Genomic DNA, 22,780 nt, shown 5'->3' with positions numbered 1-22,780 from the left:
AAACTCTCTGTTCTGATCTTATTTCGCCTGCGTGCCAGGGGCTGGCAAGGAGGCGGCGTAGTAGGAAACCGCATACAGGTCCTCGTAGGACAGGCGCGAGGCAATATCATCCATCAGCGTTTGCGGCGAATTGTGACGATGACCGCCTTTCCAGGCCGACAGCTGACTGAACAGGTAGTCCGCCTGTTGAGCCGCCAGCGGCGGGAACGCAGCCCCTACCCCTTCACCTTGGCTGCCGTGACAGCTGATGCAGGCGGGCACGTTCTGCTTCCAGTCTCCTTTCTGGAACAAGGCCTGCCCACGCGCCAGATCCGCGTCCGAACTGGGTACTGCAATAGCGGGGACAGGCAGCTTGGCGTAGTAGCTGGCCAGCTCTTTCATATCCGCCGGTTGCAAGCCACGAGCCACATACTGCATGGACTCATTCAAACGTGCGCCACTGGCAAAATCCTCGAGCTGCTTGAGCAGATATGCCTCTGAAATACCGGCCAGACGAGGGGTGATACCCGCGCCTTCACCCGCCTCACCGTGACAGGAGGCGCAGCTCCACACACTGCCCTGCCCCGAATGCACCAGCACCGGTGCATCCCTTGAAGCAGCCATTGCCGGCACGACTGGCGTACCACCGCCGTGAGAGCCGATGACAGTGGACTCATCTGGCGCGGCATGCGGGGCCAGATCATGCAGATAAAGGCCCACGCCCGCCAAGGCCAGCGCCACCAGCACGGCCAGCAGAAAAATCGGAATGGGACGCGGTGGCTCCCATGGCTCAAAACTAGGGTCAATATTCTCGACCAGAGGCGAACTCGAATCTTTTTTCTTTGTCATGACATGTCCTATTGAGCGCCCGAGTCCATCAAGGTCTCGCCAGGGCGGCGGTCGTAGCCGCGGTCGCGTTTATCCAACTCCTGGCTTGTAGTCGCGTAGGTGCGATCCAAGGCCAGCAAATACTCGACCAGATCCAGGGCTTCCTGGCGGGCAACCACATGCTTGCCCTCTGGCTGCAAGGATTCGGGAAGACGCACAAGCACATCGCCCGGTTCGAGCTGAGCTTTCAGTTCGAACATATAAGGGTAGGATGGCATCAGGCTCCAGTCGAAAATCGCACGCGGCTGGTACAGGTGAGTCAAGTGCCAATCCCGACTTTTCATGCGCGCTGCGACGTTGAACAGGTCCGGACCGGTACGCATCGTTCCCAGCAAGTGGGGCGAGTCGTAAAAATAGTCACCGGGCGTAGAAGCACGCCCCCAGCCACGGGCGGTGTCAAACAGAGTCTGACCGCTCGAGCGGGGCTGCTGGCTGTGACAGTACAAGCAGCCGTTCGCCACGTACTGATCACGGCCCTGCAACTGCTGGACGGTATAGGGCTTCAATGGCGCAGGAGGCTCCGAGGTGCGCAATTGCCAAGCCGGCAGAATCACCAGCATGAGAGTGGCCAGCAGCAAAACGCCAATGGCTCCGATGAGTAAAGGTAAGAGTCGGTTCATGATGCATCTGCCCGAGCAAGTGTAGGAGTCGCATTAACAGCGGTGTCTTTGCGCAACAGCAGCAAGGCAAAGTGAGCCGCAAAAATGAAATGACCCAAGGTCATCATGGTGCCGCCGATCGAGCGGGCCTCCAGATACGGAACCATCTTGCGAGTGATCTCGCCGAAACTGGCGCCCGGGTCCATCAGACCCATGCCCTGCACGACCCCGGCAATGCTCAAGGCCAGCACATAAATCGTGAAGCCTGCCGTCACCAGCCAGAAATGGGTCTTGATCAGCGCCGGAAAGGGCCAGCGACGTCCCAGAATGTGCGGCATCATGTAATACAAAGTGCCAAACATCACCATGGACACAAAGCCGTAGGCGCCCAGATGGGCGTGACCGACGGTGTAATGCGTAAAGTGCGTCACCGAGTTCACCGAACGGATGGCCTCCAGCGACCCCTGGAAAGAGGACAGGGTGTACATCAGTGCGCCAATCCAGACAAAACGCAAGGCCATGGATTGCTTGAAGGCCCACAAGTTCTGCGCCACCGTGACGTGCTGGTTGATGGCTACCGCAATCACAGGCACAAACATCATGATGCTATGCACCACGGAAAGGGTGACGGCCCAGGTCGGCACCGGCCCCCCCATCAAGTGATGCATGCCCACCTGACTGTAGAACAGCGCCAGGCTCCAGAAACCCAGCAAAGACACGTTGTAGGAATACACGGGCTTGCCAATGATTTTAGGGATGATGTAGTACGCCGCCCCCACGCCCATCGGCGTCAACCACAGACCCAGCACATTGTGAGCAAACCACCAGTTCACGGTAGCTTGCTGAGCACCGATGTGCAGGCCCGGGATATTCGATACCAGGAAAAGGAAGGGAAACCACACCATGCCAGCCAGAAAGTACCAGCCTGACACATAGATATGGCGCGACTTGCGCTTGGCCGCAGTTTCAATAGCCGGCCAGGCCAGGAAAAAACCGCCTACCGCCAGCAAAATATCGATCTGCCAGGGGAACTCCAGCCACTCAATGCCATCGGACCAGCCACTGGCAACGGCCAGCGTGCCGCCCAAGACCCCCAGGGTCCACAAGGCGGCACCGAAGTACACCATATTGGGCCGTCGCAAGGGCGTATGAAAAATGCGTGGCAACAGCCACAAGGCCACACCGATTCCGGTCACCGACAACCAGCCATAGGCCACAATATTCAGGTGCAAGGTGCGCGCCCGTCCAAACGTCACCTGGGCCACATCGGCCAGCCAGTCGGGCCAGTGCAGTTTGAGCGATGCCATCACGCCAAACACCGAGCCTATCAGCAGCCAGGTAATTCCGACCGTCACCAACAGCAAAACCGGCCCTCGGCCACTGCGATCAATGCCGGCACGCAACACGTCAAAACGATGCGCCTGCGCCTCGCTCTTCTCCCCAAAGGAAGCGCTATCGTCAGGCTGGCCCAACTCCCCTTTCATGAAGATGGTTTCAGCCTCGTTCTTGCCGACGAAAATCAGTTTGTTTGCAACGGCCCAGACAAGAATGCCCAGTGCCACCAAAGAGGCGACAAAACTGGTCGCCAGTAATATTCCCAATATAGGAGTCATGTGAATAAATGCCCGAGATCGATCATGCGGCTAAGCCTGGAGAAACGTCATTGCCCCAGCCGGTTTTATTAAAAAAGTAAGTACCGAGATGCAAATGCAATGCAATCTAGCTCACAGTAGAGGATCAGGATTAAGGCCAAATTAAGAGAGAGGCGCCTTTTGCCGCCCGCCTCAAGACTGCTAACATGAACGCCGAAACGTAATGAACATCAGGCTTTGCCTGAACACGCCGCATTCGCGACAAGGGGGGAGAATGCACGTCTTACTGGTTGAAGATGACGCGCTGGTCGCCAGCGGAATTGTGGCCGGCCTGCGATTGCACGGCTTGACGGTGGACCACGTAGGCACCGCCAGTCTGGCCGATACGGCCTTGCTGTCCTCGCACTTTGATGTCTGTATTCTGGATCTGGGCTTGCCCGATCAGGACGGACTGACGCTGCTGCGCCGCTGGCGCGATCAGGGCCGCAAACTGCCCATTCTGATCCTGACCGCCCGCGATGCGCTGCATCACCGGGTCGAGGGCTTGTTGGGCGGAGGCGATGACTACGTCATCAAGCCTTTTGACCTGGACGAGCTGCTGGCGCGTCTGCATGTGCTGACACGACGCTTGGCCGGTCACGAAACCGACTGCATTGAATATGGACGATTAAGCTTCTGTGCGTCGACCGGCCATGTCACTCTGGATGGCAAGCCAGTCAGCCTGGCCCGGCGCGAACTGTCCCTGTTGCGCGCCCTGCTCAACAAACCCCATGCCATTCTGAGTGCCGAACAGCTGTGTGACAGCGTCTACGGGTACGACCAGGATCTGGAAAGCAATGCCATCAATGTCCATATCTACCATTTGCGGCGCAAGCTGGGCAGCCATATCGTTGAGACCGTTCGCGGTCTGGGCTACCGACTGGGGCCGGCGGGCTAGGAAAGAAACAACATGAGTTTGCGCCTGAGGTTGCTGCTGGTGATCGGCATTTCCCTGACCGTGCTATGGAGTGCCGTGGCGGCCTGGATGCTGATGGATGCGCGCCATTCCCTGCGTGAGGCGCTGGACAGCCGTCTGGCGGCCTCGGCGCGAATGGTGGCCGGGCTGGTGGCCCAATTTCCGAATCTACAGGAGTTGGCCCAGTCAGCCGAACGCCCCTTGGACATCATTGCCCGCGACGGGGTTGCCTGCGAGATCAGCGTGGTGCGCAGTGAAGTGGAGATTCAGGCAGTCAGCCGTACCGCCGGCAGTCCGGACATGTCGCAAGTGGCCTTGGGCTTTGGCACCCATATCCATGGCGGCAAGCGCTGGCGCACCTTTGTCCTGCGCGAGGGGCATATCCAGATTGCCGCCGCTGACAGCATCGAGATACGCGAATCCCTGGTACGGGAAATCATGCTCTCGGCCGGGCTGCCTTTCGTAGTGGCCCTGTTTGGCAGTCTGCTCCTGTTGTGGATAGGGATCGGTCACGGGCTGGCCCCTCTGGAGCGGATTCGGGATTTGCTGGCCCGCCGCCGTCCCGGTGACGACAGCCCGCTTCCCCAGGTCAAAGCCCCGGTGGAGCTGCAGCCGCTGCTGCGTACGATTGAAGCGCTGCTGGAGCGGCAACAGGCCGCCATCATGCGTGAACGCCGCTTTACCGATAGCGCAGCCCACGAATTGCGCACCCCGCTGACAGGCATCAAAACCCACCTTCAAGTGGCTCATTTGGCGGCCCAACGTCCTGGCGAGCGTGACACGCTGGATGCCGCCTTAAGTCAGGCCGATCAGGGTGTGCAGCAACTGCAAAATATCCTGCAAAGGCTGCTGGAGCTGGCTCGGCTGGACGGCCAGGGCGCGAGTCAGGAAAGCAGTCAGGCCGATGAAGCCGTCTATGCAGCTTTACATGCGCTCAAGGCCATCCATGGTGACACCATCGACGCCATCACGCTGGACACACACACTCAACCCGGACCGGTGCAAATTGAAAAGTCCTTGCTGACAGTAGCCATACAGAACCTGATCGATAATGCCCTGCGCTATGCCAAGGCCTTGGCAGCCATCAGCCTGCGAATTGAGGCGGGAGAACCGGGATACCTGCGTATCAGCGTATTGGATAATGGCCCTGGCTTGAGCGAGAGCGAACGCGATCTGGCTATGAACCGCTTCTGGCGTGGCTCACAGCAACAGGCCGGTTACGGACTGGGCTTGTCCATCGTGAACGCCATCGCCACCCAGCATGGAGGAACGCTGGAGCTGCTGAACCGGCAAGGTGGCGGTCTGGAGGCTCGGCTAACCGTACCACTAAGCGCGTCAACGCCGCTCTAAAGCGACGTGTCGCTCCAGCTGCCCGACATCGGACCTACTGCTGGTAGAGCACGCAGCGCCCATCTCTGGATTGCAGGTGGCAGCTTGCCAAGCATTAAAAAAGGCCGGAACCTTGGCGGGTTCCGGCCTTTTCAGTTTGACGCGGTGCTTGCCGGTTCAGGCAAGCCCATCATCAAAGAATTTGGATTTTAGTTGCGCATGGGCCTTTTTGGCCTGCACCTTCGATGAAGGAAACGCGTTGGTTCTCTTCCAATGTTTTGAACCCGGTTCCCTGAATTTCACTGTGGTGTGCGAAGAGATCCTTGCCGCCGTTCTCCGGCACGATGAATCCGAAGCCTTTTTCGCTGTTGAACCACTTCACAATACCAATTTCTGTCTTCAAAATAAGTCCTAAATGTAAAAACGAACAGAGAAAAAATTTCTCTCCCTGCACTATCCTCCGATTTTGTGCACAAAGATAGCGCCGTTACGTTTTAATCCAAAAAATCCGGTTTTTCTGTTGTTTCCTGAGCATTTCCGAGTGTTAACCCTTACCCGCAGTCCGACGTTTCCACCGCACGACCAGCCCTCCCCCCCACTTCGTTCTTCCCCCACCCGCACTGAACTGCGCTGCTGCACCGTGCCTGAGCGGCCTCTAACCTTGGTTTCAACGCCTTGGCCCGGCAAAAAACCCCACGCAGCCCCGACAGTCTTGGCTATACTGGCTCGCACCAAGCGGTCTACTTACCAGGATTGACGTGTGTCATGTCATGATCACGAGGAACATAACAATGAATCGTAGAAATTTTCTGCTGGCCACCCCAGCCGCCGCACTCGGAACAATTGTTCTTCCTTCCACCAGCCTTTCAGCCCCCGCCATCATCACCAACACCAGTCAGATCCTGCCGCGCCACACCAAAGGCCCGCGCATTGTGATTTGTGGCGGCGGTTGGGGCGGGATGACCGCTGCCAAGTATCTGTCCAAGCTGGTTCCCCAAGCTCAGGTTGTGCTGATCGAGCGCAACCCCACCTTCTGGTCGGGGCCCATGAGCAACAAGTGGCTGATTGATATCGTCAACACTGATTTCCTGAACCATGACATGCTGGCTCCTTCGATCAAGTATGGGTACAGCTTGGTGCATGCCGAAGTCACAGCCATCGAACGCGACAAGAAAACCGTACGTACCACCCAGGGCGCGCTGGAATACGACTACCTGATCCTGTCGGGCGGCATACGCAATGCCTATGACGCCTGGTTTGGCAATGACACCTACGCCGCGGAATACACACGCCAGCACTTTCCCAATGCCTACATCCCGAACGCCGAGATGTTTGCTTTGAAGAACAAGCTCAAGGCCTTCAAGGGCGGCACCATTGTCATGACGCTGCCCCCGCCGCCCCACCGCTGTCCGCCCTCGCCCTACGAACGCGCCTGTTTGATGGCCTGGCACATCAAGACCAACAAGATTCCAGGCAAGATCATCATTCTGGACCCCAAGCCCAATATCGCCCCGATTGGCGAGGGCTACCGCGCCGCGTTCCAGGAGCTGTACCCGGACATCATCACCCATGTCCCCAATGCACGGGTGCGTGAAGTCGACCCCTTCAAAAAACACATCAAGACCACTGCAGGCGACTTTGATTTCGACGATGCCGTGCTCATGCCTCCGCATCAGGCGGCCGACATGGTCTGGAACGCGGGTCTGGTGGGCACAGGCCCTGACGGCAAACCCACCGGCTGGGCCAATATTGATCCGCGCCTGTTCACCGCACGCGACGACGACAATGTCTATGTGGTGGGTGACTCGATGGGCTTTATTTCCGATCAGTTCGGCCACTATCCCAAGAGCGCGCACGTTGCGCATGCCGTGGCGAAAATCGTTTCCCAGAACCTGGCCGAACGGATTGCAGGCAAGGAAGTCGTGCCGGTACTCCCCGACAACCTGTGCTACATGATGGTGAATGGGGACCCGCAAGAAGAAATTTCGGTCAAGTTTGAGTACGAGCTGGATGCCAGCGGCAAGGTGCTGCAAACACAGATTGATATGGATGTTCGCACCCCCGACCTTGTTCAAGAAGATTTTCAGTGGATCCAGAGCCGTTTCAATGACTTCCTCTAAACTTCCCTCCCGTTTCGTGCGTCGTCGCCAGCTGTTGCTGGGCAGTGCGGCCGGACTGGGCGCCGCCTGGCTGCCCGTCAATCTGCATGCACAAGTCGCTTTTGATCAATTGCTCAAGCCGGCCACCGCCGCCCAGGTCCAGGCGGTGGTGAACGAGTTCCTGAACGGCGCGACCCCTGAGGAAAAAGGCTTGAAACTGGACATGCCCGCCCTTGGAGACAACCCCGCCGCAGTGCCCGTCAAGGTCGTGCTGGACCTACCCGTCAATGACGAGCTGTACTGCCAGGAGCTGATCATTCTGGCCCAGGGCAACCCACACCCCCTGGCCTGCCGCTTTCGCTTTACCGCCCTGGCAGGTACAACGGAAGTCGCCGTGCGCCTGCGTCTGATTGAAACCCAAACCATCCGTGCCCTGGCACGGTTGAGCGATGGCCGCGTTCTGAGCGCCCAGCATCACATCACCGTGACCGCTGGCGGCTGCGGCATGTAAACAAGAGCCCCTCATGAGTAAACCCCGTATCTGGATCAGCAACGCCACGCCCAAGACAGGCGAGATCGTGCGCGTGCGTGCGCTGGTAGAACACCGCATGGAAAGCGGCCTGCGCCTGAACAAAGAAGGTCAGGTTGTGCCACGCAACATCATCCACGAATTCAAGGCCACCTTTAACGGTGAACTCTTGTTCAATTGGCAACCGGAAACCGCCATTTCCCAAAACCCCTACCTTGAATTTACTTTTGTCGCACGACGCTCAGGGGTTCTGGAGATGAGCTGGACGGACGACCAGGGCGCTGTCATCACCGGCCAGACCGAGCTGAGCATCAGCGACTGATTATTGCTCGGTTCCCATCAGACTCCCTACCCCCATCTCGGCGCCCCTATTGGGCGCTGAACTCATAACAGCGTTCTATATAGTCATACAAAGTGGGCGTAAGGAGAATGCTACGCTGAGCGTCTTTTCCTGCAACGAAGCACATTGACAAGAAGAATGCCCATGTCCCTCTCTCTGGTAGGTCGTCTCCTTTTCGCCCCCGCCTTGCTGGCGGCCAGCAGTGCCGCGGCACCGGCCTGGGCCAGTTCCACGCTGGATATCAAGACCGTAGCCAGCTCCTGTGCGAACTGTCACGGCCCGGATGGACGTTCCACCACCATCATTCCCTCGCTGGCAGGCCGTCCCCAGGCCGCCTTGCTGGAGCAGTTGCGTGCCTTTGCCTCTGACAATCCCCCGGCTGGCACCACCATCATGAACCGTCTGGTCAAAGGCTACCAGGATGCGGATCTGCAAGCTCTGGCCCAGTACTTCTCGACACTTCCCTCCACCCCTGTCAGCATGGCGCAAGGACGTTAAGCATGAGCACACCCGTAAACTCCTCCCGTCGCCAATGGCTGAGCCGTGTCGGTAAGACCAGTGCCGCTGGCCTGGCTCTGAGTGCCTTGCCGGTGTATGCACGCAGCCGTTCCGCCCATGTGATTGTGGTCGGTGGCGGCTTTGGCGGTGCCACTGCGGCCCGCTACCTCAAGCGCGGCGATCCATCCCTGAAAGTAACCTTGATCGAACCGGCCACCACCTTCTACACCTGCCCATTCAGCAATCTGTATCTGGCCGGTCTGCGCCGCTTTGAACAGCAGGGCCACGGCTTTGAGGACCTGCGTGCAGCGGGTATTGAGGTGATCCACGATCGGGCAACGGCAGTGGACTCCCAGGCCAAAACCCTGAGCCTGTCCAAAGGCCAGACGCTGTCCTACGACAAGCTGCTGCTCTCGCCTGGCATTGATTTTCGCTGGAACACCCTGGAAGGGTATGACGAGGCCGCCGCCTTGTTGGCGCCGCATGCCTGGAAAGCCGGTGAGCAAACCCGGCTGCTCAAACGCCAGCTCGATGCCATGCCCAACGGCGGCACTTTTATTATGGTGGCCCCCGAAAACCCATTCCGCTGCCCGCCTGGCCCCTACGAGCGCGCCAGCATGGTGGCTCACTACTTCAAGCAGAACAAACCCAAGTCCAAGATTCTGATTCTGGATGCCAAAGACAGCTTCTCCAAACAAGGCCTGTTTCAGGACGGTTGGAAACACGTCTATGGCGACATGATCGAATGGGTGCCCTTCTCCAAGGACGGCAAAGTCACCCGCGTGGATGCCGCCAAGCTCAGCGTGGAAACCGAGTTTGGCGAAATCCACAAGGCCGATGTGCTCAACGTGATTCCGCCTCAAAAAGCGGGAACCATTGCCGAACAGGCCGGTGTCACCAACGCCAGCGGCTGGGTGCCCATTGACCCGCATACCTTCGAATCCGAGCAGGTCAAAGACATCTATGTGGTGGGCGATGCCACCATTGCCTCGCCCATGCCCAAGTCCGGCTTCTCGGCCAACACACAAGCCAAGCTGGCAGCGGCTGCCATCATCAATGCCTTGAACGGCAAGCCCGTGCCACAGGCGACCCTGAGCAATACCTGCTACAGTTTGATCGCTCCTGACTATGGCATTTCCGTGGGGCATTTGTACGCCTTTGCCGATGACAAGTTGGCCGAAGCCTCCGGCGGGGTCAGCCCCAAAGAAGCCAGCCCGGCCTTTCGCAAGCAGGAAGCCCAGTATGGCGAGGCCTGGTATGCCGCAATCAGTCGCGACATCTGGGGCACCCAAGGCTAAGTGGTTTCAATCCCGTTCCCTCTCCAGCGCACATGATGAATACAGAACTTGTACTGTGGGTCAGCTTGGCCATTGGTCTGCTCTTTGGCATGAGTGGCCAGCTCAGTGGTTTTTGCTTTTATCGTGGTTTAACCGAGCGCTGGTCCGGGCGCAGCGGCTACAAGCTCCAGGGCTTTGCCCTGGCGCTGGCCGTGGCCCTGGCCGGTACACAACTGGCTGCAGGCAGTGGGCTGATCAGCCTGGACAAGGTCTTGTACCTGAATCCGACCTTTTCCTGGCTGCTGGTGCCGGTCGGTGGCGTGCTGTTTGGTATAGGAATGACCTTGGCCAATGGCTGCGGTGCCCGCGCTCTGATTCTGTTGGGGCAAGGTAATTTGCGCTCTTTTGTAGTGCTGTTATGCCTGGGTATCGCCGCTTACATGACCTTGACCGGACTGCTGGCCCCGCTACGCATGAACCTCGCCCAAGTCAGCAGCATCACCCTGCCTGCCGTCACCCTGCCCGCAGGCCCCGTACGATCCATCGTCATTGCGCTGCTCGTTGCCGCTTTAATCGCCTTTTCCCTGCGCCCCCGTCTGGACGGCCAGCGGCTGAGTGATCTGCTGGCAGGCGCCTTTATCGGGCTGCTGATCGTAGCAGGCTGGCTGACCACCGGTTGGCTGGGCGATGACCCCTTCGAGCCTGTGCCCGTCAGCTCGCTGAGCTTTGTGGCCCCGATTGGGGAAAGTATTCAATACGCCATGATCTCCACCGGCATGAGTCCACGCTTTACCATCCTGATGGTGGCGGGTGTGCTGGCCGGTTCCTGCCTGAGTGCTCTGCTGCGCCGACGCTGGAAACTGGAAGGCTTTGAATCACCGCGCCACATGCTGCGTGCCATGACCGGCGGCACCCTGATGGGCGTAGGCGGTGTGCTGGCCCTGGGCTGCACCATCGGCCAGGGCTTGAGTGGCCTGTCTACCTTGTCCGCCACCTCCTTGCTGGCGGTGCTGGGGATCGTGATTGGCTCGCGCCTGGTCTGGGCACGCCCCAACTCCTGAGCCCGTGTTTCAATAGGGGTTTGATGGACCACCCTGCAGGCTGCCCGACGCTCCTGAGGCTAGCATTGCTGCAGGCGCTGATCGAGCAGCATGACGAGTCCCAAACCCCTTTCCTCAGTCAGCTCGGCTGGTGTCCGCCGCGCGATGATTGCTGCCTGATCGATGCCGACGCCATCTTCATCAAGCATGGTTACACACCCAGCCCTGCTGCAATGGAGTATCTGCGGCAGTATCAGGCCGATCGCATTCTGGTCTGCGGTATTCAGACCGATACCTGCGTGCTGGCTGCGGGTTTTGCCTTGTTTGATGCTGGGCTGCATCCCACCCTGATTACCGATCTAACCGTGGGTTCATCGCTGGATCGATCCGGCGCGATGGGCATCAAGCTGTGGAAACATCACTTCGGTCGCACGATTCATAGCCGCGAGCTGCGGCTTGAGCAGGACCCGCCATAACCTTAGTCACTCCCCTTGCGTTACGCCTTGCTTGTCATTGACACCCGCTTGCTAAACGCTCTTAAGCCTGTCGACCCTCTGATGCATCGCATCGGCCCGCTTCAGTGCCCAGCTGCCAAGCGTTCTGCGCCTCATGTCTGCGGTCCCACATAGCCACAAAACCGGCCAAGAAACAAGAATTACCCGTCTTAAAACACTACAGGTTAACGCTAGTAGTCATCGCTTTTTGCCTGTCTATACAATAGCGGCGTCAATAACGGTTCAGGTGAGAGTCTTCACATTGATGAAGCGCCGACGGAGCAACGACCCCGGAATCTCTCAGGCAAAAGAATCCTGAACCTTTGACCATCTGGAGAGAGGCACACCCGTGCCCACCGAAGGGGACCATCGCGAACCGATGGATAAGCTCTCAGGTAAACGGACAGAGGGGGTACAGAGACCATATGGTCTTTGTTCACCTATTTGTCCGGAGTCTATCTATGAGCAGATAGTCAGGTGCCTTTTCTGGACGCCTGACCCACCACTACTTTATTTCTATTTTTAATCGCACACAGGTCTGTTCTGACATTTCATGTCATCAGAACAAGGAGGACTGTTGTGCGCTCCCCATCATATTTAGATCGGTATCAAGAAAACCGTCCTTGAGGACGGGTTGTACCCTTTGTTTTCTCGCAGCACAGTCATAATTACGCATTTGAACGAATAAAAATCAGGAGAACAGTGTGTCTCAGCAACATTCATCTGGACTGCAGCGCTCGTTGAAAAACCGGCACCTGCAACTGATAGCAATTGGAGGCGCTATCGGCACAGGGCTATTTATGGGATCAGGCCGCACGATCAGCCTGGCCGGCCCCTCGGTCTTGTTTACGTACATGATCATCGGGTTCTTTTTGTTTTTTGTTATGCGGGCAATGGGAGAATTGCTTCTGCATAATCTGGAATACAAATCTTTTGTCGATTTCGCCGCCGATATTCTAGGCCCGACCATGGGCTATTTTCTGGGCTGGAGTTATTGGTTTTGCTGGGTAGTCATTGGGATTGCAGATATTGTGGCCATTACCGGCTATACCCAATTCTGGTGGCCGGATATTCCATTGTGGTTACCAGGACTGGCCTGCATTGCTTTTTTGCTGGTCTTTAATCTGCTGTCGGCCAAATTATTTGGTGAGCTGGAGTTCTGGTTTGCACTGGTCAAGATTATTGCCATTGTGGCCCTGATTGGCGTGGGTGCGTATCTGCTGTTTACCGGCTTTGTGGGCCCAACCGGTGAAAAAGCCAGCCTGACCCACTTGTGGGATCGGGGCGGGATGTTCCCCAATGGCCTGGGTGGCTTTTTTGCTGCCTTCCAGATCGCCATCTTCGCATTCGTGGGTATTGAGCTGGTGGGTACGGCCTCGGCTGAAACAGCGGACCCTGCCAAGAACCTGCCCAAAGCCATCAACAAGATTCCCGTTCGCGTGATTGTGTTTTACGTGCTGGCCCTGACCGCCATCATGACCGTCACTCCCTGGGATATTGTGGCCCCCAACAAGAGCCCCTTTGTGAACATGTTCTTGCTGATCGGCGTAGGTGCAGCCGCTGCCATCATCAACTTCGTGGTGTTGACCTCGGCCCTGTCCTCGGCCAACAGCGGCATGTTCTCGACAGGCCGCATGTTGTACGGTCTGTCCAAGAACAAGCTGGCTCCTGAAGCATTCAGCCAGCTGTCGCGCAATGGTACCCCCCGCAATGGCCTGATCTATTCTTGCGCCCTGTTGCTGTCCAGCCTGTTCCTGCTGTATGCAGAAGGCGATGTCATGCGTGTGTTCACCATCGTGACCACCGTGGCCAGCATCTGCTTTATCTTTGTCTGGGCCGTGATCCTGATCACCTACCTGAAGTACCGCCGGGTTCGCCCCGAAGCCCATGCCGCATCGAGCTACAAAATGCCCTTTGCGATTCCCATGTGTTACCTGACCCTGGCTTTCTTTGCCTTCGCGCTCTATCTGTTCAGCCAGGAAGAAGAAACCCTGATCGGCCTGATTGCCACGCCGTTCTGGTTCCTGGCGCTGTTCATCTGCCTGCCTTTCTACAAGAAACGCATGAAACAGCATCTGGCCCTGGGCCTGGCGGCGCAAAGCGTCCGTTAAGATCCCCTGCGCCCAACACGGCCCTGCCAGGGGCCGTGTTGCCGCAGCCAGGGGCTGGCTCCACAGGCGTAGGTCCGCACCCACAGACGACCTCTCATCCTGCAATCGTGGGAGAGTAGACCTGGAGCAAGGGCTGAAGCCCGGCACTCGAAAGCCACCCTTTGGGGTGGCTTTTTCTATGTGCAGACAAGCGGTAGCCGAGAGCCCCCAACCCTTTAGGCCCCCGATATTTCACGCCAATAACACAGATTCAGACGGAAAAACCTTTTACACGCCCTCATTTACACCTTATTACCCTTAATGCCTTCTCTCAGGTTGACGTAAGGGTAAACCCAAGTTGTGACACGGCAAAGCTTACTCATAGACTAAACCCGATGTGTAGCCAATAAGAATGTACAAAAGGGACAAGCATGGTTTTACGTCTAATCGACTCGCTCAATGAATGGATAGGGAAGCTTATTTCCTTTATCGCCATCATTTTTTCCACCATCATTATTTACGAAGTCTTCATGCGCTACGTGATGAACCAGCCCACACGCTGGACTTTTGACGTCACCAAGCAGCTATATGGGTTTTACTTTCTGATGTTGGGCGCCTACGCACTCAAGCACCAGGCCCACGTCCGCGTCGATCTGCTCATCCAGCGCTTTTCTCCTGCCGTCCGCAAATGGACGGAAATTGCAGGTTACCTGATTTTCTTTTTCCCCTTCGCCTGGGTTTTCCTGACCCGCAGCTATGACTTTGCCATGCGCTCCTGGGCTCAAGGCGAGACCACCTACGGCGCGGTCCAATTACCTGTTTATCCACTCAAACTCTCCATGGTTCTGGCGGCCGCCTTGCTGCTGCTCCAGGGAATTGCTGAAGTTATCCGTTTGCTCAGTCAGAAGGACGCCCCCCGCCATGACGCCTGAATTGATTGCACTTGTCATGGGTGGCCTGCTGTTGCTGGGGCTGTTCATGGGACACCCCTTGGCCTTTGTTCTGGGCAGCACGGCTGTCATCGGCGCGCTGGTGGCGGGCAAACCCATGGTTCTGGGCATTGTGGTTAACCGCATTTACGGCGATGTCCTGGACAACTACACGCTGATTGCCATCCCGCTGTTTATTCTGATGGCACGTTTTCTGTCCGACTCAGAAGTCACCGACAAGATGTTTGAGGCCTTGCGCCTGCTGATGTCTCGCGTTCGGGGTGGGCTGGCGCTGGCTGTGGTATTTATCTCCATCTTGCTGGCAGCCACCACCGGCATTATCGGCGCCTCGATTACGGTTACCGGCATGATGGCACTGCGCCCCATGCTGCGCTATGGCTATTGCCCCAAGTTGACCACCGGTGTGATTGCCGCTTCGGGCTGCCTGGGCATCCTGATCCCGCCGTCCATCATGCTGATCCTGATGGCCAGCTACTCCCCACTGTCGATTGGCGAGCTGTTTGCCGGCGCGCTGATTCCTGGCGTGCTGCTGGGCCTGCTCTATGCCCTGTGGGTCGTGTTTGTTGCCTGGCGTCATCCTGAACGCGCCCCTTCCGTGGAGCCCGATGAAAAGATCTCCAGGCCCGCCTTGATCCGCATGCTGCTGGTGGAAGCCGTGCCACCCATCTTTCTGATTCTGGGCATTTTAGGTTCCATGCTGGCCGGCATTGCCACGGCCACCGAAGCCTCCGCTATCGGGGTGCTGCTGTCCTTGCTGATCGTGATTTTCCGGGGCAAGTTCAAATGGTCCATTTTTCTCAATGCCCTGTATGAAACCGGTCGCACCTCCTCCATGATTCTGTTCATTGTGGTCGGTGCCACGGCCTTTACCGGGGTCTTTAACATCACCGGCGGTTTGGGCGCTGCCCAGGACATCATGCGCGGTTTAGACATGGAACCCTGGCTGCTGATCGTCGTCATGCTGCTGATCATCTTTATTCTGGGCTGCTTTCTGGACTGGACCGGCATCGTCCTGCTGTCTTTCCCCATCCTGCTGCCGATTGTGCAGGAGATGGGCATCAGCCTGCTCTGGTTTGTGATTCTGGTTTCGGTTGTCCTGCAAACGTCCTTTTTGACCCCGCCTTTCGGTTATGCCCTGTTCTATTTGCGGGCCATCACACCCAAATCGGTCAAGACCATGGAGATCATTACCGGCGTCATCCCCTTTATCGGCCTGATTATTTTGATGTGCATCTTGCTGGCCATTTTCCCTGGTCTGGCCACTTGGTTACCCACCGTGCTGTACGGAACCTAATACAACAAGGAGACATAATGAAACTGACAAAAAAGGCACTTGGCGCCTTGACCGGTCTGGCTTTGCTAGGCATGACGGGCCTGAGCCAGGCCGCCCAGAAATGGACCATGACCAGCACCTGGCCAGCCTCGATCGAATTGGTGGAACTGGACAAAAAATGGGTCGATCTAGCCAATAAACTGGTTGGAGATGAACTGAAAATCGAGTTCTACGAAGGCGGCGCCCTTGTCCCTACCGGCGAGGTCTTTAGTGCCGTTGAGTCCGGCACCATTCAGGCAGGGGCTGATTGGCCAGGGTACTGGGCAGGCCGCAACCCGGCCTTCTCCCCCTTGGGGACTCACTCCAGTCTATTCAATGCGGTGGACTACGCCAACTGGATCAAGGAATGGGGAGGCGCCGAGCTTTATAACGAGATTTATGGCAAATATGGCATGGTCTACCTCCCCTACGCCATCACCAATAATGAATCCGGTTTCCATACCAACGTTCCGATTCGCAACCTGGAGGAAATCAAGGGTAAGCGCCTGCGTCTGTCCGGACTGGAGCAAGGCAAGGTACTGGAAAAAATTGGCGGCACTCAGGTTTCCATGGCTGGGCAAGAGCTGTATCAGTCACTGGAGCGGGGGGTGATCGAAGGCGCCGAATTCTCCACTCCTAACGTGGATGTGTCTGCCGGCCTTCATCAAGTCACCAAGCACTGGACAACGCCCGGCTGGCACCAGTCTGCATCCGTCTTTGGCGTCATGATCAACAAAGCCGCCTGGGATGCCCTGAGCGACTCGGCCAAGGAAAAACTGAAAATCGCAGCCGATGCCACCATGATGTGGTCCATCGCTTTTACTGAAAAGAAAGCGACCGAAGGCTTGCGCACCTTTCAGAAAGCCGGGGTGGAAATCCACCGCATGGACGATGAGAGCCTGAAAACCATTCAGCAAGTCACCAATGAAGTCATGATTGCCATGGCTTGCAGCAACCCGGATGCCGCCAAGGTGTATGCCAGCCAGATGGAGTACCTGCACGACTACAAAGACTGGCGCGAAACCTCTATGCCGTTCAATCTTGGCCGTCCCATCGAGGGGCCCGATCTGGACAAAATCAAAGCCTGCCTGAAATAAAGCCGACGTCCTTGCCGTGGCAGAGGAACCCGGTCCTGAGATCAATCGGAACCCCTCGCCGCGGCAACTACCTCCAAACGATAGTGGTCTGCCACTATCGTTTTTTTATGGGCCCACGGCTCGCTTCTTGAGCCACACGTGTCACAGCACCTGTAAAAACGCCAACAAAGCCTGGATTTCCGCCTCACTCAAATTCAGCTTTCGTATGCGTGGTGACTTACGTGGTATCAACGGACCGGCTTGCCCAGCGTCAGGGATCATGCCCGCATCGTACATGCGTACGACACCCTCCAGACTCGGGAACAAGCCATTGTGCATCCAGGGCCCCGCCCGCGCGACGTTGCGCAAGCTGGGGGTACGAAACAGCCCCAGGTCGGCCGGGTCGCGAGACCACTCAAACCGGCCCAGGTCCTGCAAGCGACGTCCATAGAAAGACAGGCCTATATTGTGAAAGCGGTTATCCGTCAGCAAGGGGCCGTTATGGCAGTTCATGCAGCGCGCCTTGGTGCGAAACAAGTGCAGGCCAGTGAGCTCCTGATCATTCAAGGCAGCCACATTACCCGCGAGAAAATCGTCAAAACGCGTTGCGGCCGGTCGAAGGGTGACCACATAGGCGGCCAGCGCCCGTGCCAGTCCTTGGGCATCCACCCCAGCGTTCCAGGCCGGTCCAAAGGCCTGTTGAAACGCCTGGGGATAATCGTCCAAGGTGCGCAGGCGCACAATCAGATCGCGCAAGGCATGATTCATTTCCACCGGGTTTTCAATCGGACCGAGCACCTGATCCTGCAAAGTCTGCACCCGACCATCCCAGAACAAGTCTTTGGCAAATGGCGCAGCGAATAAGGGTGGCGTACGACGCTTGCCCATCAGACCGTCCTCCCCAATCGCCAATGCCTTGCCATCGCTAAATGATTTGTCGGGCTGATGACAGGATGCGCAGGAGATCTGTTGCCGACGCGAGAGCCGCTTATCAAAAAACAGGCGCGCGCCCAAGGCCACAATCTGCTTGTTACTGGCATCCTGGGCTGCCTCATGCTGTGCGTCCGAGCCTGGGCCTGGTATCGGCCCCCACTCCAGCCACCGCTCTGCCTCATCCATATCAGGGGCCGGCCATTGACGCGGAACATGCTCATAGCGTGTGCGCAGGCAAGCGGCATCAAGTTCGCCCTCCTGCCAGCAAGATGGGGACGTCGCTTCCAGACCGGGCGACCAGCGGGCAAGCTCCACCTCGGGATCATCGCCCCCTGCATTGGACGTAGTCGTCACAGAGGCCGCGCAGGCCGCACCGGACAACAGGGTTCCCAGCGCCACCCTCAGCCAGACGACGCCGCGCCGTTTGATCTTCAATAACGGTACGAAGCGCGCAACCACAGCTCTCTTCCTGTCCGATAAAGGTTCTGGCTGCTTGCCGAGTTCGGCGTGCTGATCACCAAAGGCGCTTGCTTGTCCAGCACATTCAGCACATCCAGCCCCACGCCCAAGCCTTTGAACATCGTCGGCTCCCAGTCCAGACGCATATCCCAGGTCCAGTAAGAACCTACCCGGCCAGACTCGTATTTTTCCCGCCCGTCACTCCGATTCAGGCCCAGATAATGCACATCCTTACGGGCGCCATTCCAATGAATGCGGTTACTAAGTTGCAGACCATACGATGCCCACCTTCCTGTAAGACCCGCACTGACACGCCACGGCAGGTTGTAATCTCCTACGGGACGGTCACCTCGACGGATCAGGTCGCCATTGTAGTAAATGTCGTCGTCCATCTCCTCGGCGGCGCCCTCATAACCATCGGCCAGTTTGGTATTGCGCTTGCTGCGCTGATGGGTGATATCCAGATGCGCCGTCCATCGACTCGGCCCCACCGCCCAGGGTGCAATGCTCTTTACACTCAAGGTGAAGGCATCGGTTTTGGCGTGTCCCTTATTGGTGTAGAGGTAGCCAGTTTTGCTCGTGCCTTCGATAGAGACCTGTTGGCGGCCATAACGACGCACATAGCCCAACTCGGCGACCACCGTGCTTGACAACTGTTGCTGCACACGCAGAGCCCACTCGTCGTCATAGGGCGTGCGCAAGCCGTCAAGCGTATAGGCGGTATGGGAAGGTCGATCTACCCGATTACCTCCGGTGATTAACAAGGTGTGCAATTGGCTCTTGCGCTCACGCATGGCGGTCCCAAGAATGTCCATGCCGTAATAACGGGACCAGCCGCCCGACAAACGCGTTTCCCCTGTCCCGAGCACATCCCACTCCAACAAGGTACGTGGCGCCACATTGGTGTTGCCGAAATAATTGTCCCTGTCCACACGCAAACCGCCGGTCAGGGCCAGCCGCTGCCATGACAAACGATCAGACAGGTAAACCGACGCAGCGGTATAGCTGACCCCCACATTGCCGGCCTGGTAGTAGTTCAAGGTCTGCAGCTTATCGGGCTGACCATTGCTGAAATGGCGAGTATTACCGCCGTAAGCATCCTTCTGACGCACGAATTCGCCCTGGGTATGGGCCAGCTCAACACCGGCATACGTGGCATGTTCAATTGCCCCGGTCTGAACCGGCTTGAACTCCAGTCGGGACTTCAAGGTCAGATTGCGCTGTTCGGTCGATTCCTGTCCAAAGCCACCGGTGATATAGGTGTAATCCAGGCGACCCGTGGGCTGATACATCATGTGGACCATATAGTCGGTACCGTCAGAATGGCGGTAACTGTTCATCTGGTCATAACCCAGTTGCACACGCGCCTGCCCCCAGCGCAGATCATGGTTCAGATCAAACCCCAGACCGTAGGATTGTTGCTGGTGCTGCCACTGAATCTGGTCGGCCAAACTGCCCGAGTCCACCAGATCCTCACGACGATCCGCATACTTGAGGGTCAAGGCGGAGTCGGTGTCGGCACTCCAGCGAGTATGAATTTTGACAAACCCATTATCGACCCGGTCTATGGAGCGCGTCTTCAAATCCGTGAAGACCGTATCGTGGCGCACACGCATGGACCGATCAATCGTGGACTGACGTCGGGAGAGGTGGATCAGGGCTGCCGTATCCTGTGTCCATCCCACGTCAAGCATTGCCGAGGTGAACCGTTTGGTCCAGACCGGAGAAAAACCGGGTTTGCCCGCCTCAAAATTCTTCTTTTGTTCGGGCGCAATCTTCTGCGCAGTCAGCCCCGAGGAGTTGTAGCTGAAATCAAACCGGACACTGTTGTCGCCTTGGGGATTACGTACCCTGGCATCGACCACACCCCCCGTGAAACGACCATAGTCCACAGGGATACTACTATCGAGTACCGTCACGCTTTCCAGCAGGTGCGTATCCAGGTTGTAAGCCTGGGCATAGGCCGGTACATTGCCCACCTGCAGATTCAAATTGCGGCTGGCAGGGTCGATCTGGTTGGTGGCGCTAATGCCGTCAATCTGGAACTGGTTCTGAAAAGGGCTGGCCCCGTAGAAACTGATATCTTGCAGCGCCAGGGAACCTCGATTCACACCGCTTTGCGCGGCATCATCCTGACGCACCGCGGGGTGATCGGCCAGCAAACTGGACACGTCCCGATTGCCGGCGGGCCGCTGATCCATATCCCCTCGGGAGTAAACACGTTCGCCGATGCGCTGGCCCTGAACACGCACAGGTTCCAGCACCGACAAGCCCTTGGGCACCGTCGCCGTCACTACCGTATAACGACGCGCCCCCTGCTGACGCGCGGCCAGCCCCCAGGGGGCCAGCAAATCGTCCAGTGCCTGCTCGACCGTCAGCTCACCCTGCAGGGCCACGGCCTGTTTCTCCCGAACCTGCCCAGGTGAGAATGCGATTTCCACCTGAGCCTGACGCCCTATCTGCAAAAGCGCGTCTGCCAGCGCTTGAGGGCTCATGTTCAACACCAAAGCGTCGTCAGCCCGCACCTGTGCAGGTGGAAAAACCAGCAGCATGCTGGCAATCCATAACACCAATGGTCCCGGTTTCAGACGTCCTGGCCGATGCGAGGGACCGAGGTCGGCCGCCATCTCAGCAAGCGTTTGCCTGCGCAGGGCAAGAACAGACGGCGTGTACTGCAAAGCGCACTTCATGATTGAGCATCCTATTTAAACAACTACTATCAGGACGCTGTGCTATCCGTCTCCCCTCACCCCGGGTTGCCATCGTATTTTTTAATTGATAATAACTATCATTAGTAAATAACTATGACTCCCGGCAATTCCCTGATACTCACGTCACTGCCGGCAAGCAACAGACTCAAGGCGGCGGCAGGTTGAGCAGCTCGCACCACCCCGGACACACGGGTGGAACCTGCCCGCTCATTCACCACCCAGATAAGGCGCTTCGTGTACTGGCCCAACTGACGGGCCAACTCATGCACACTCATATCATCAACACTGAGCAAGCCGCGTGTCCAGGCCGGGGCTGTGTCCGCCTCTCCCGGCGGTGAACTCAGCGTCTGCAGCCGTCTGCCGGTCACGGTGGCACGCTCACCGGGCTGCAGGATCACAGCTTGGGCGGTGTCGCAAACGTGGCACTGCACACGTACCGTGTGTTCGTAAACCGCAACGCGGCTGAGCTGGCCGTTCAGACTGACCTCATACTGTGTACCCAAGGCCGTCGCCTGCGCCGGGCCCGCCACCACCGTAAAGGGACCTGTCTTGTCATTGCTCGGCACTACCTGGAAAAAGGCCCGGCCCGCCTCCAGCTGAACGTGTCGCTGCCCCTTTTCAAAGTGCAAACGTACACGCGTGTGCGCGTCCAGAATCGCTAAGGAACCATCTGGCAAAGTCAGCCGGGTCAACGCTATCCCGCTGCTGATCGTTCCGTGTTGCTGCCAGGTTTGCCAGGCAAGCAAAGACGCAGCCACCATTGCACAGGCCCCCAACAAGGCCTTGAAACCAGGCTTGCCTCTCTTGCGCGCGACCGGCAACACCCTCAACTGCCCCAGTCGTCGCCAACTTGCCGCCAGGGCATCGTAGGTTCGCGCGTGCAAGGGATCGGCCGCGTACCAGGCCTCAAACTCGGCCCTGCCCCCTGGCGGCAGCCTGCCCTGGGCGTTGCGCAATACCCAACGGGCCGCGTCCTCATCGACTGGGCTCCAGGTCGGATCAGGCAGCGCGCTCATGCCGTCGTCATCAGAACATGATGGGCCACCAGCAAGATGCGCATCATATGCTTCTCAATCGTACTTTCGGAGACACCCAGCTTTTGGGCAATCTGGGCATAACTCAGCTCCTCGCAACGATGCATCATGAAGATACGCACGCTGCGGGGGGATTGGGCCATCAAAGCGTGCTCTAAACGCTGCAAGATCTCTTTGGCCAGCACTTCCTCATAGGTATCAGGGGCATGGTGATGGGCGATGCTCAAAGCGTACCCGTCGACAGCACGCTGCTCACGCGTATGGCGTCGATACCAGTCTGCAGCGATATTGGCCGCCACTTTGAATACATACGCGCGATGGTTATCGGCCTGCACCTGCTTGCCCTTTTCCAGCAAGCGCAACCAGGTGTCATGCGCGCAGTCCTGTGCCAGTTCAGGACAATGCGTGCGCCTGCGCAAATAGCGGATCAGATCCGGATAATGGGCCAGAAAGGCCGCCGTCAGCTTGGACATGAAAAGGCGATCAATTTATATAATCAATAATCATTCTCATTATTATATACGCGCCAGGCATCTGATTTACCGCTGTCAGAACTCCTTGAATGTGCTGATCGCTGTCACTCCCTTGGCGATCAG

Annotated in this window: 21 protein-coding genes and 1 riboswitch; of the genes, 13 read left to right on the top strand and 8 right to left on the bottom strand. The window is 57.6% G+C overall.

Annotation, left to right across the window (positions count from 1 at the left end; all coding sequences use genetic code 11):
* Nucleotides 1-18: 18 nt before the first annotated feature.
* The 3 genes from FE795_RS06290 to FE795_RS06280 are packed head-to-tail and all read right to left on the bottom strand — an operon-like array spanning nucleotide 19 to nucleotide 3,079.
* Nucleotides 19-828 (bottom strand): c-type cytochrome, encoded by an 810-nt coding sequence (locus tag FE795_RS06290; RefSeq protein WP_131071465.1) that lies wholly within the window; start codon nucleotides 826-828, stop codon nucleotides 19-21.
* An 8-nt stretch (nucleotides 829-836) separates the two neighbouring features.
* On the bottom strand, nucleotides 837-1,487 hold the full coding sequence (locus FE795_RS06285; RefSeq protein WP_003801717.1) for a cbb3-type cytochrome c oxidase subunit II: 651 nt from the start codon (nucleotides 1,485-1,487) through the stop codon (nucleotides 837-839).
* Nucleotides 1,484-3,079 (bottom strand): cbb3-type cytochrome c oxidase subunit I, encoded by a 1,596-nt coding sequence (locus FE795_RS06280; protein WP_219235888.1) that lies wholly within the window; start codon nucleotides 3,077-3,079, stop codon nucleotides 1,484-1,486. The genes FE795_RS06285 and FE795_RS06280 overlap by 4 nt, the downstream gene beginning before the upstream one ends.
* A 253-nt stretch (nucleotides 3,080-3,332) precedes the next feature.
* Between FE795_RS06280 and FE795_RS06275 the strand changes: the two genes are divergently transcribed.
* Nucleotides 3,333-3,995, top strand: a complete 663-nt coding sequence (locus tag FE795_RS06275; RefSeq protein ID WP_003801720.1) for a response regulator — start codon at nucleotides 3,333-3,335, stop codon at nucleotides 3,993-3,995.
* A gap of 12 nt (nucleotides 3,996-4,007) precedes the next feature.
* Complete coding sequence (locus tag FE795_RS06270) at nucleotides 4,008-5,363, top strand: ATP-binding protein (RefSeq protein WP_131071464.1); 1,356 nt, start codon at nucleotides 4,008-4,010, stop codon at nucleotides 5,361-5,363.
* A 172-nt stretch (nucleotides 5,364-5,535) separates the two neighbouring features.
* Here FE795_RS06270 and FE795_RS06265 read toward each other — a convergent pair whose 3' ends face one another.
* Entirely contained in the window at nucleotides 5,536-5,745 is a 210-nt protein-coding gene (locus FE795_RS06265) for a cold-shock protein (protein WP_009461028.1), read from the bottom strand.
* Nucleotides 5,746-6,133: 388 nt separating this feature from the next.
* On the opposite strand from FE795_RS06265, the gene FE795_RS06260 reads away from it, so the two are divergent.
* From FE795_RS06260 to dctP, 11 genes are all read left to right on the top strand, one after another.
* Nucleotides 6,134-7,462 carry an FAD-dependent oxidoreductase gene (locus FE795_RS06260; RefSeq protein ID WP_003801725.1) on the top strand — a complete coding sequence of 443 codons (1,329 nt, stop codon included), beginning with the start codon at nucleotides 6,134-6,136 and terminating at the stop codon, nucleotides 7,460-7,462.
* Nucleotides 7,449-7,952 (top strand): thiosulfate oxidation carrier protein SoxY, encoded by a 504-nt coding sequence (locus FE795_RS06255; RefSeq protein WP_131071463.1) that lies wholly within the window; start codon nucleotides 7,449-7,451, stop codon nucleotides 7,950-7,952. Before FE795_RS06260 ends, FE795_RS06255 begins: the two co-directional genes overlap by 14 nt.
* Nucleotides 7,953-7,965: 13 nt before the next feature.
* Nucleotides 7,966-8,292: a thiosulfate oxidation carrier complex protein SoxZ gene (gene soxZ / locus FE795_RS06250; protein WP_003801728.1), complete on the top strand. Its 327-nt coding sequence runs from the start codon at nucleotides 7,966-7,968 to the stop codon at nucleotides 8,290-8,292.
* Nucleotides 8,293-8,454: 162 nt separating this feature from the next.
* Nucleotides 8,455-8,808 (top strand): c-type cytochrome, encoded by a 354-nt coding sequence (locus FE795_RS06245; protein ID WP_003801730.1) that lies wholly within the window; start codon nucleotides 8,455-8,457, stop codon nucleotides 8,806-8,808.
* A gap of 2 nt (nucleotides 8,809-8,810) precedes the next feature.
* Nucleotides 8,811-10,106, top strand: a complete 1,296-nt coding sequence (locus FE795_RS06240) for an NAD(P)/FAD-dependent oxidoreductase (protein ID WP_003801731.1) — start codon at nucleotides 8,811-8,813, stop codon at nucleotides 10,104-10,106.
* A gap of 32 nt (nucleotides 10,107-10,138) precedes the next feature.
* Nucleotides 10,139-11,146 carry a YeeE/YedE family protein gene (locus tag FE795_RS06235; RefSeq protein WP_051010417.1) on the top strand — a complete coding sequence of 336 codons (1,008 nt, stop codon included), beginning with the start codon at nucleotides 10,139-10,141 and terminating at the stop codon, nucleotides 11,144-11,146.
* A 23-nt stretch (nucleotides 11,147-11,169) separates the two neighbouring features.
* On the top strand, nucleotides 11,170-11,601 hold the full coding sequence (locus FE795_RS06230) for an isochorismatase family protein (protein WP_230406280.1): 432 nt from the start codon (nucleotides 11,170-11,172) through the stop codon (nucleotides 11,599-11,601).
* Between the two features lie 254 nt (nucleotides 11,602-11,855).
* Nucleotides 11,856-11,945, top strand: a riboswitch (glycine riboswitch).
* Nucleotides 11,946-12,359: 414 nt separating this feature from the next.
* The gene (locus FE795_RS06225) at nucleotides 12,360-13,730 is read left to right on the top strand and encodes an amino acid permease (protein WP_275694131.1); all 1,371 of its coding nucleotides are present in this window, start codon (nucleotides 12,360-12,362) and stop codon (nucleotides 13,728-13,730) included.
* Between the two features lie 410 nt (nucleotides 13,731-14,140).
* The gene (locus FE795_RS06220; protein WP_003804547.1) at nucleotides 14,141-14,641 is read left to right on the top strand and encodes a TRAP transporter small permease subunit; all 501 of its coding nucleotides are present in this window, start codon (nucleotides 14,141-14,143) and stop codon (nucleotides 14,639-14,641) included.
* A complete protein-coding gene (locus tag FE795_RS06215; RefSeq protein WP_003804548.1) occupies nucleotides 14,631-15,953 on the top strand; it encodes a TRAP transporter large permease in 1,323 nt (440 codons plus the stop codon). Before FE795_RS06220 ends, FE795_RS06215 begins: the two co-directional genes overlap by 11 nt.
* Before the next feature lie 17 nt (nucleotides 15,954-15,970).
* Nucleotides 15,971-17,068, top strand: coding sequence for a TRAP transporter substrate-binding protein DctP (dctP, locus tag FE795_RS06210; RefSeq protein WP_003804550.1), 1,098 nt, complete (start codon nucleotides 15,971-15,973; stop codon nucleotides 17,066-17,068).
* Nucleotides 17,069-17,209: 141 nt separating this feature from the next.
* Here dctP and FE795_RS06205 read toward each other — a convergent pair whose 3' ends face one another.
* The 4 genes from FE795_RS06205 to FE795_RS06190 form a co-directional block, all read right to left on the bottom strand.
* A complete protein-coding gene (locus tag FE795_RS06205; RefSeq protein WP_131071462.1) occupies nucleotides 17,210-18,439 on the bottom strand; it encodes a cytochrome-c peroxidase in 1,230 nt (409 codons plus the stop codon).
* Entirely contained in the window at nucleotides 18,412-21,129 is a 2,718-nt protein-coding gene (locus tag FE795_RS06200) for a secretin and TonB N-terminal domain-containing protein (protein WP_230406279.1), read from the bottom strand. The genes FE795_RS06205 and FE795_RS06200 overlap by 28 nt, the downstream gene beginning before the upstream one ends.
* A gap of 101 nt (nucleotides 21,130-21,230) precedes the next feature.
* On the bottom strand, nucleotides 21,231-22,166 hold the full coding sequence (locus FE795_RS06195; protein ID WP_131071461.1) for a FecR family protein: 936 nt from the start codon (nucleotides 22,164-22,166) through the stop codon (nucleotides 21,231-21,233).
* On the bottom strand, nucleotides 22,163-22,657 hold the full coding sequence (locus tag FE795_RS06190) for an RNA polymerase sigma factor (protein WP_131071460.1): 495 nt from the start codon (nucleotides 22,655-22,657) through the stop codon (nucleotides 22,163-22,165). The genes FE795_RS06195 and FE795_RS06190 overlap by 4 nt, the downstream gene beginning before the upstream one ends.
* Between the last annotated feature and the right edge of the window lie 123 nt (nucleotides 22,658-22,780).

This window comes from Alcaligenes ammonioxydans, assembly GCF_019343455.1.
GTDB classification, from domain to species: Bacteria; Pseudomonadota; Gammaproteobacteria; order Burkholderiales; family Burkholderiaceae_B; genus Alcaligenes; species Alcaligenes ammonioxydans.
The sequence above is the reverse complement of the archived record's forward strand: the minus strand, read 5'-3'. Positions and strand labels throughout refer to the sequence as shown.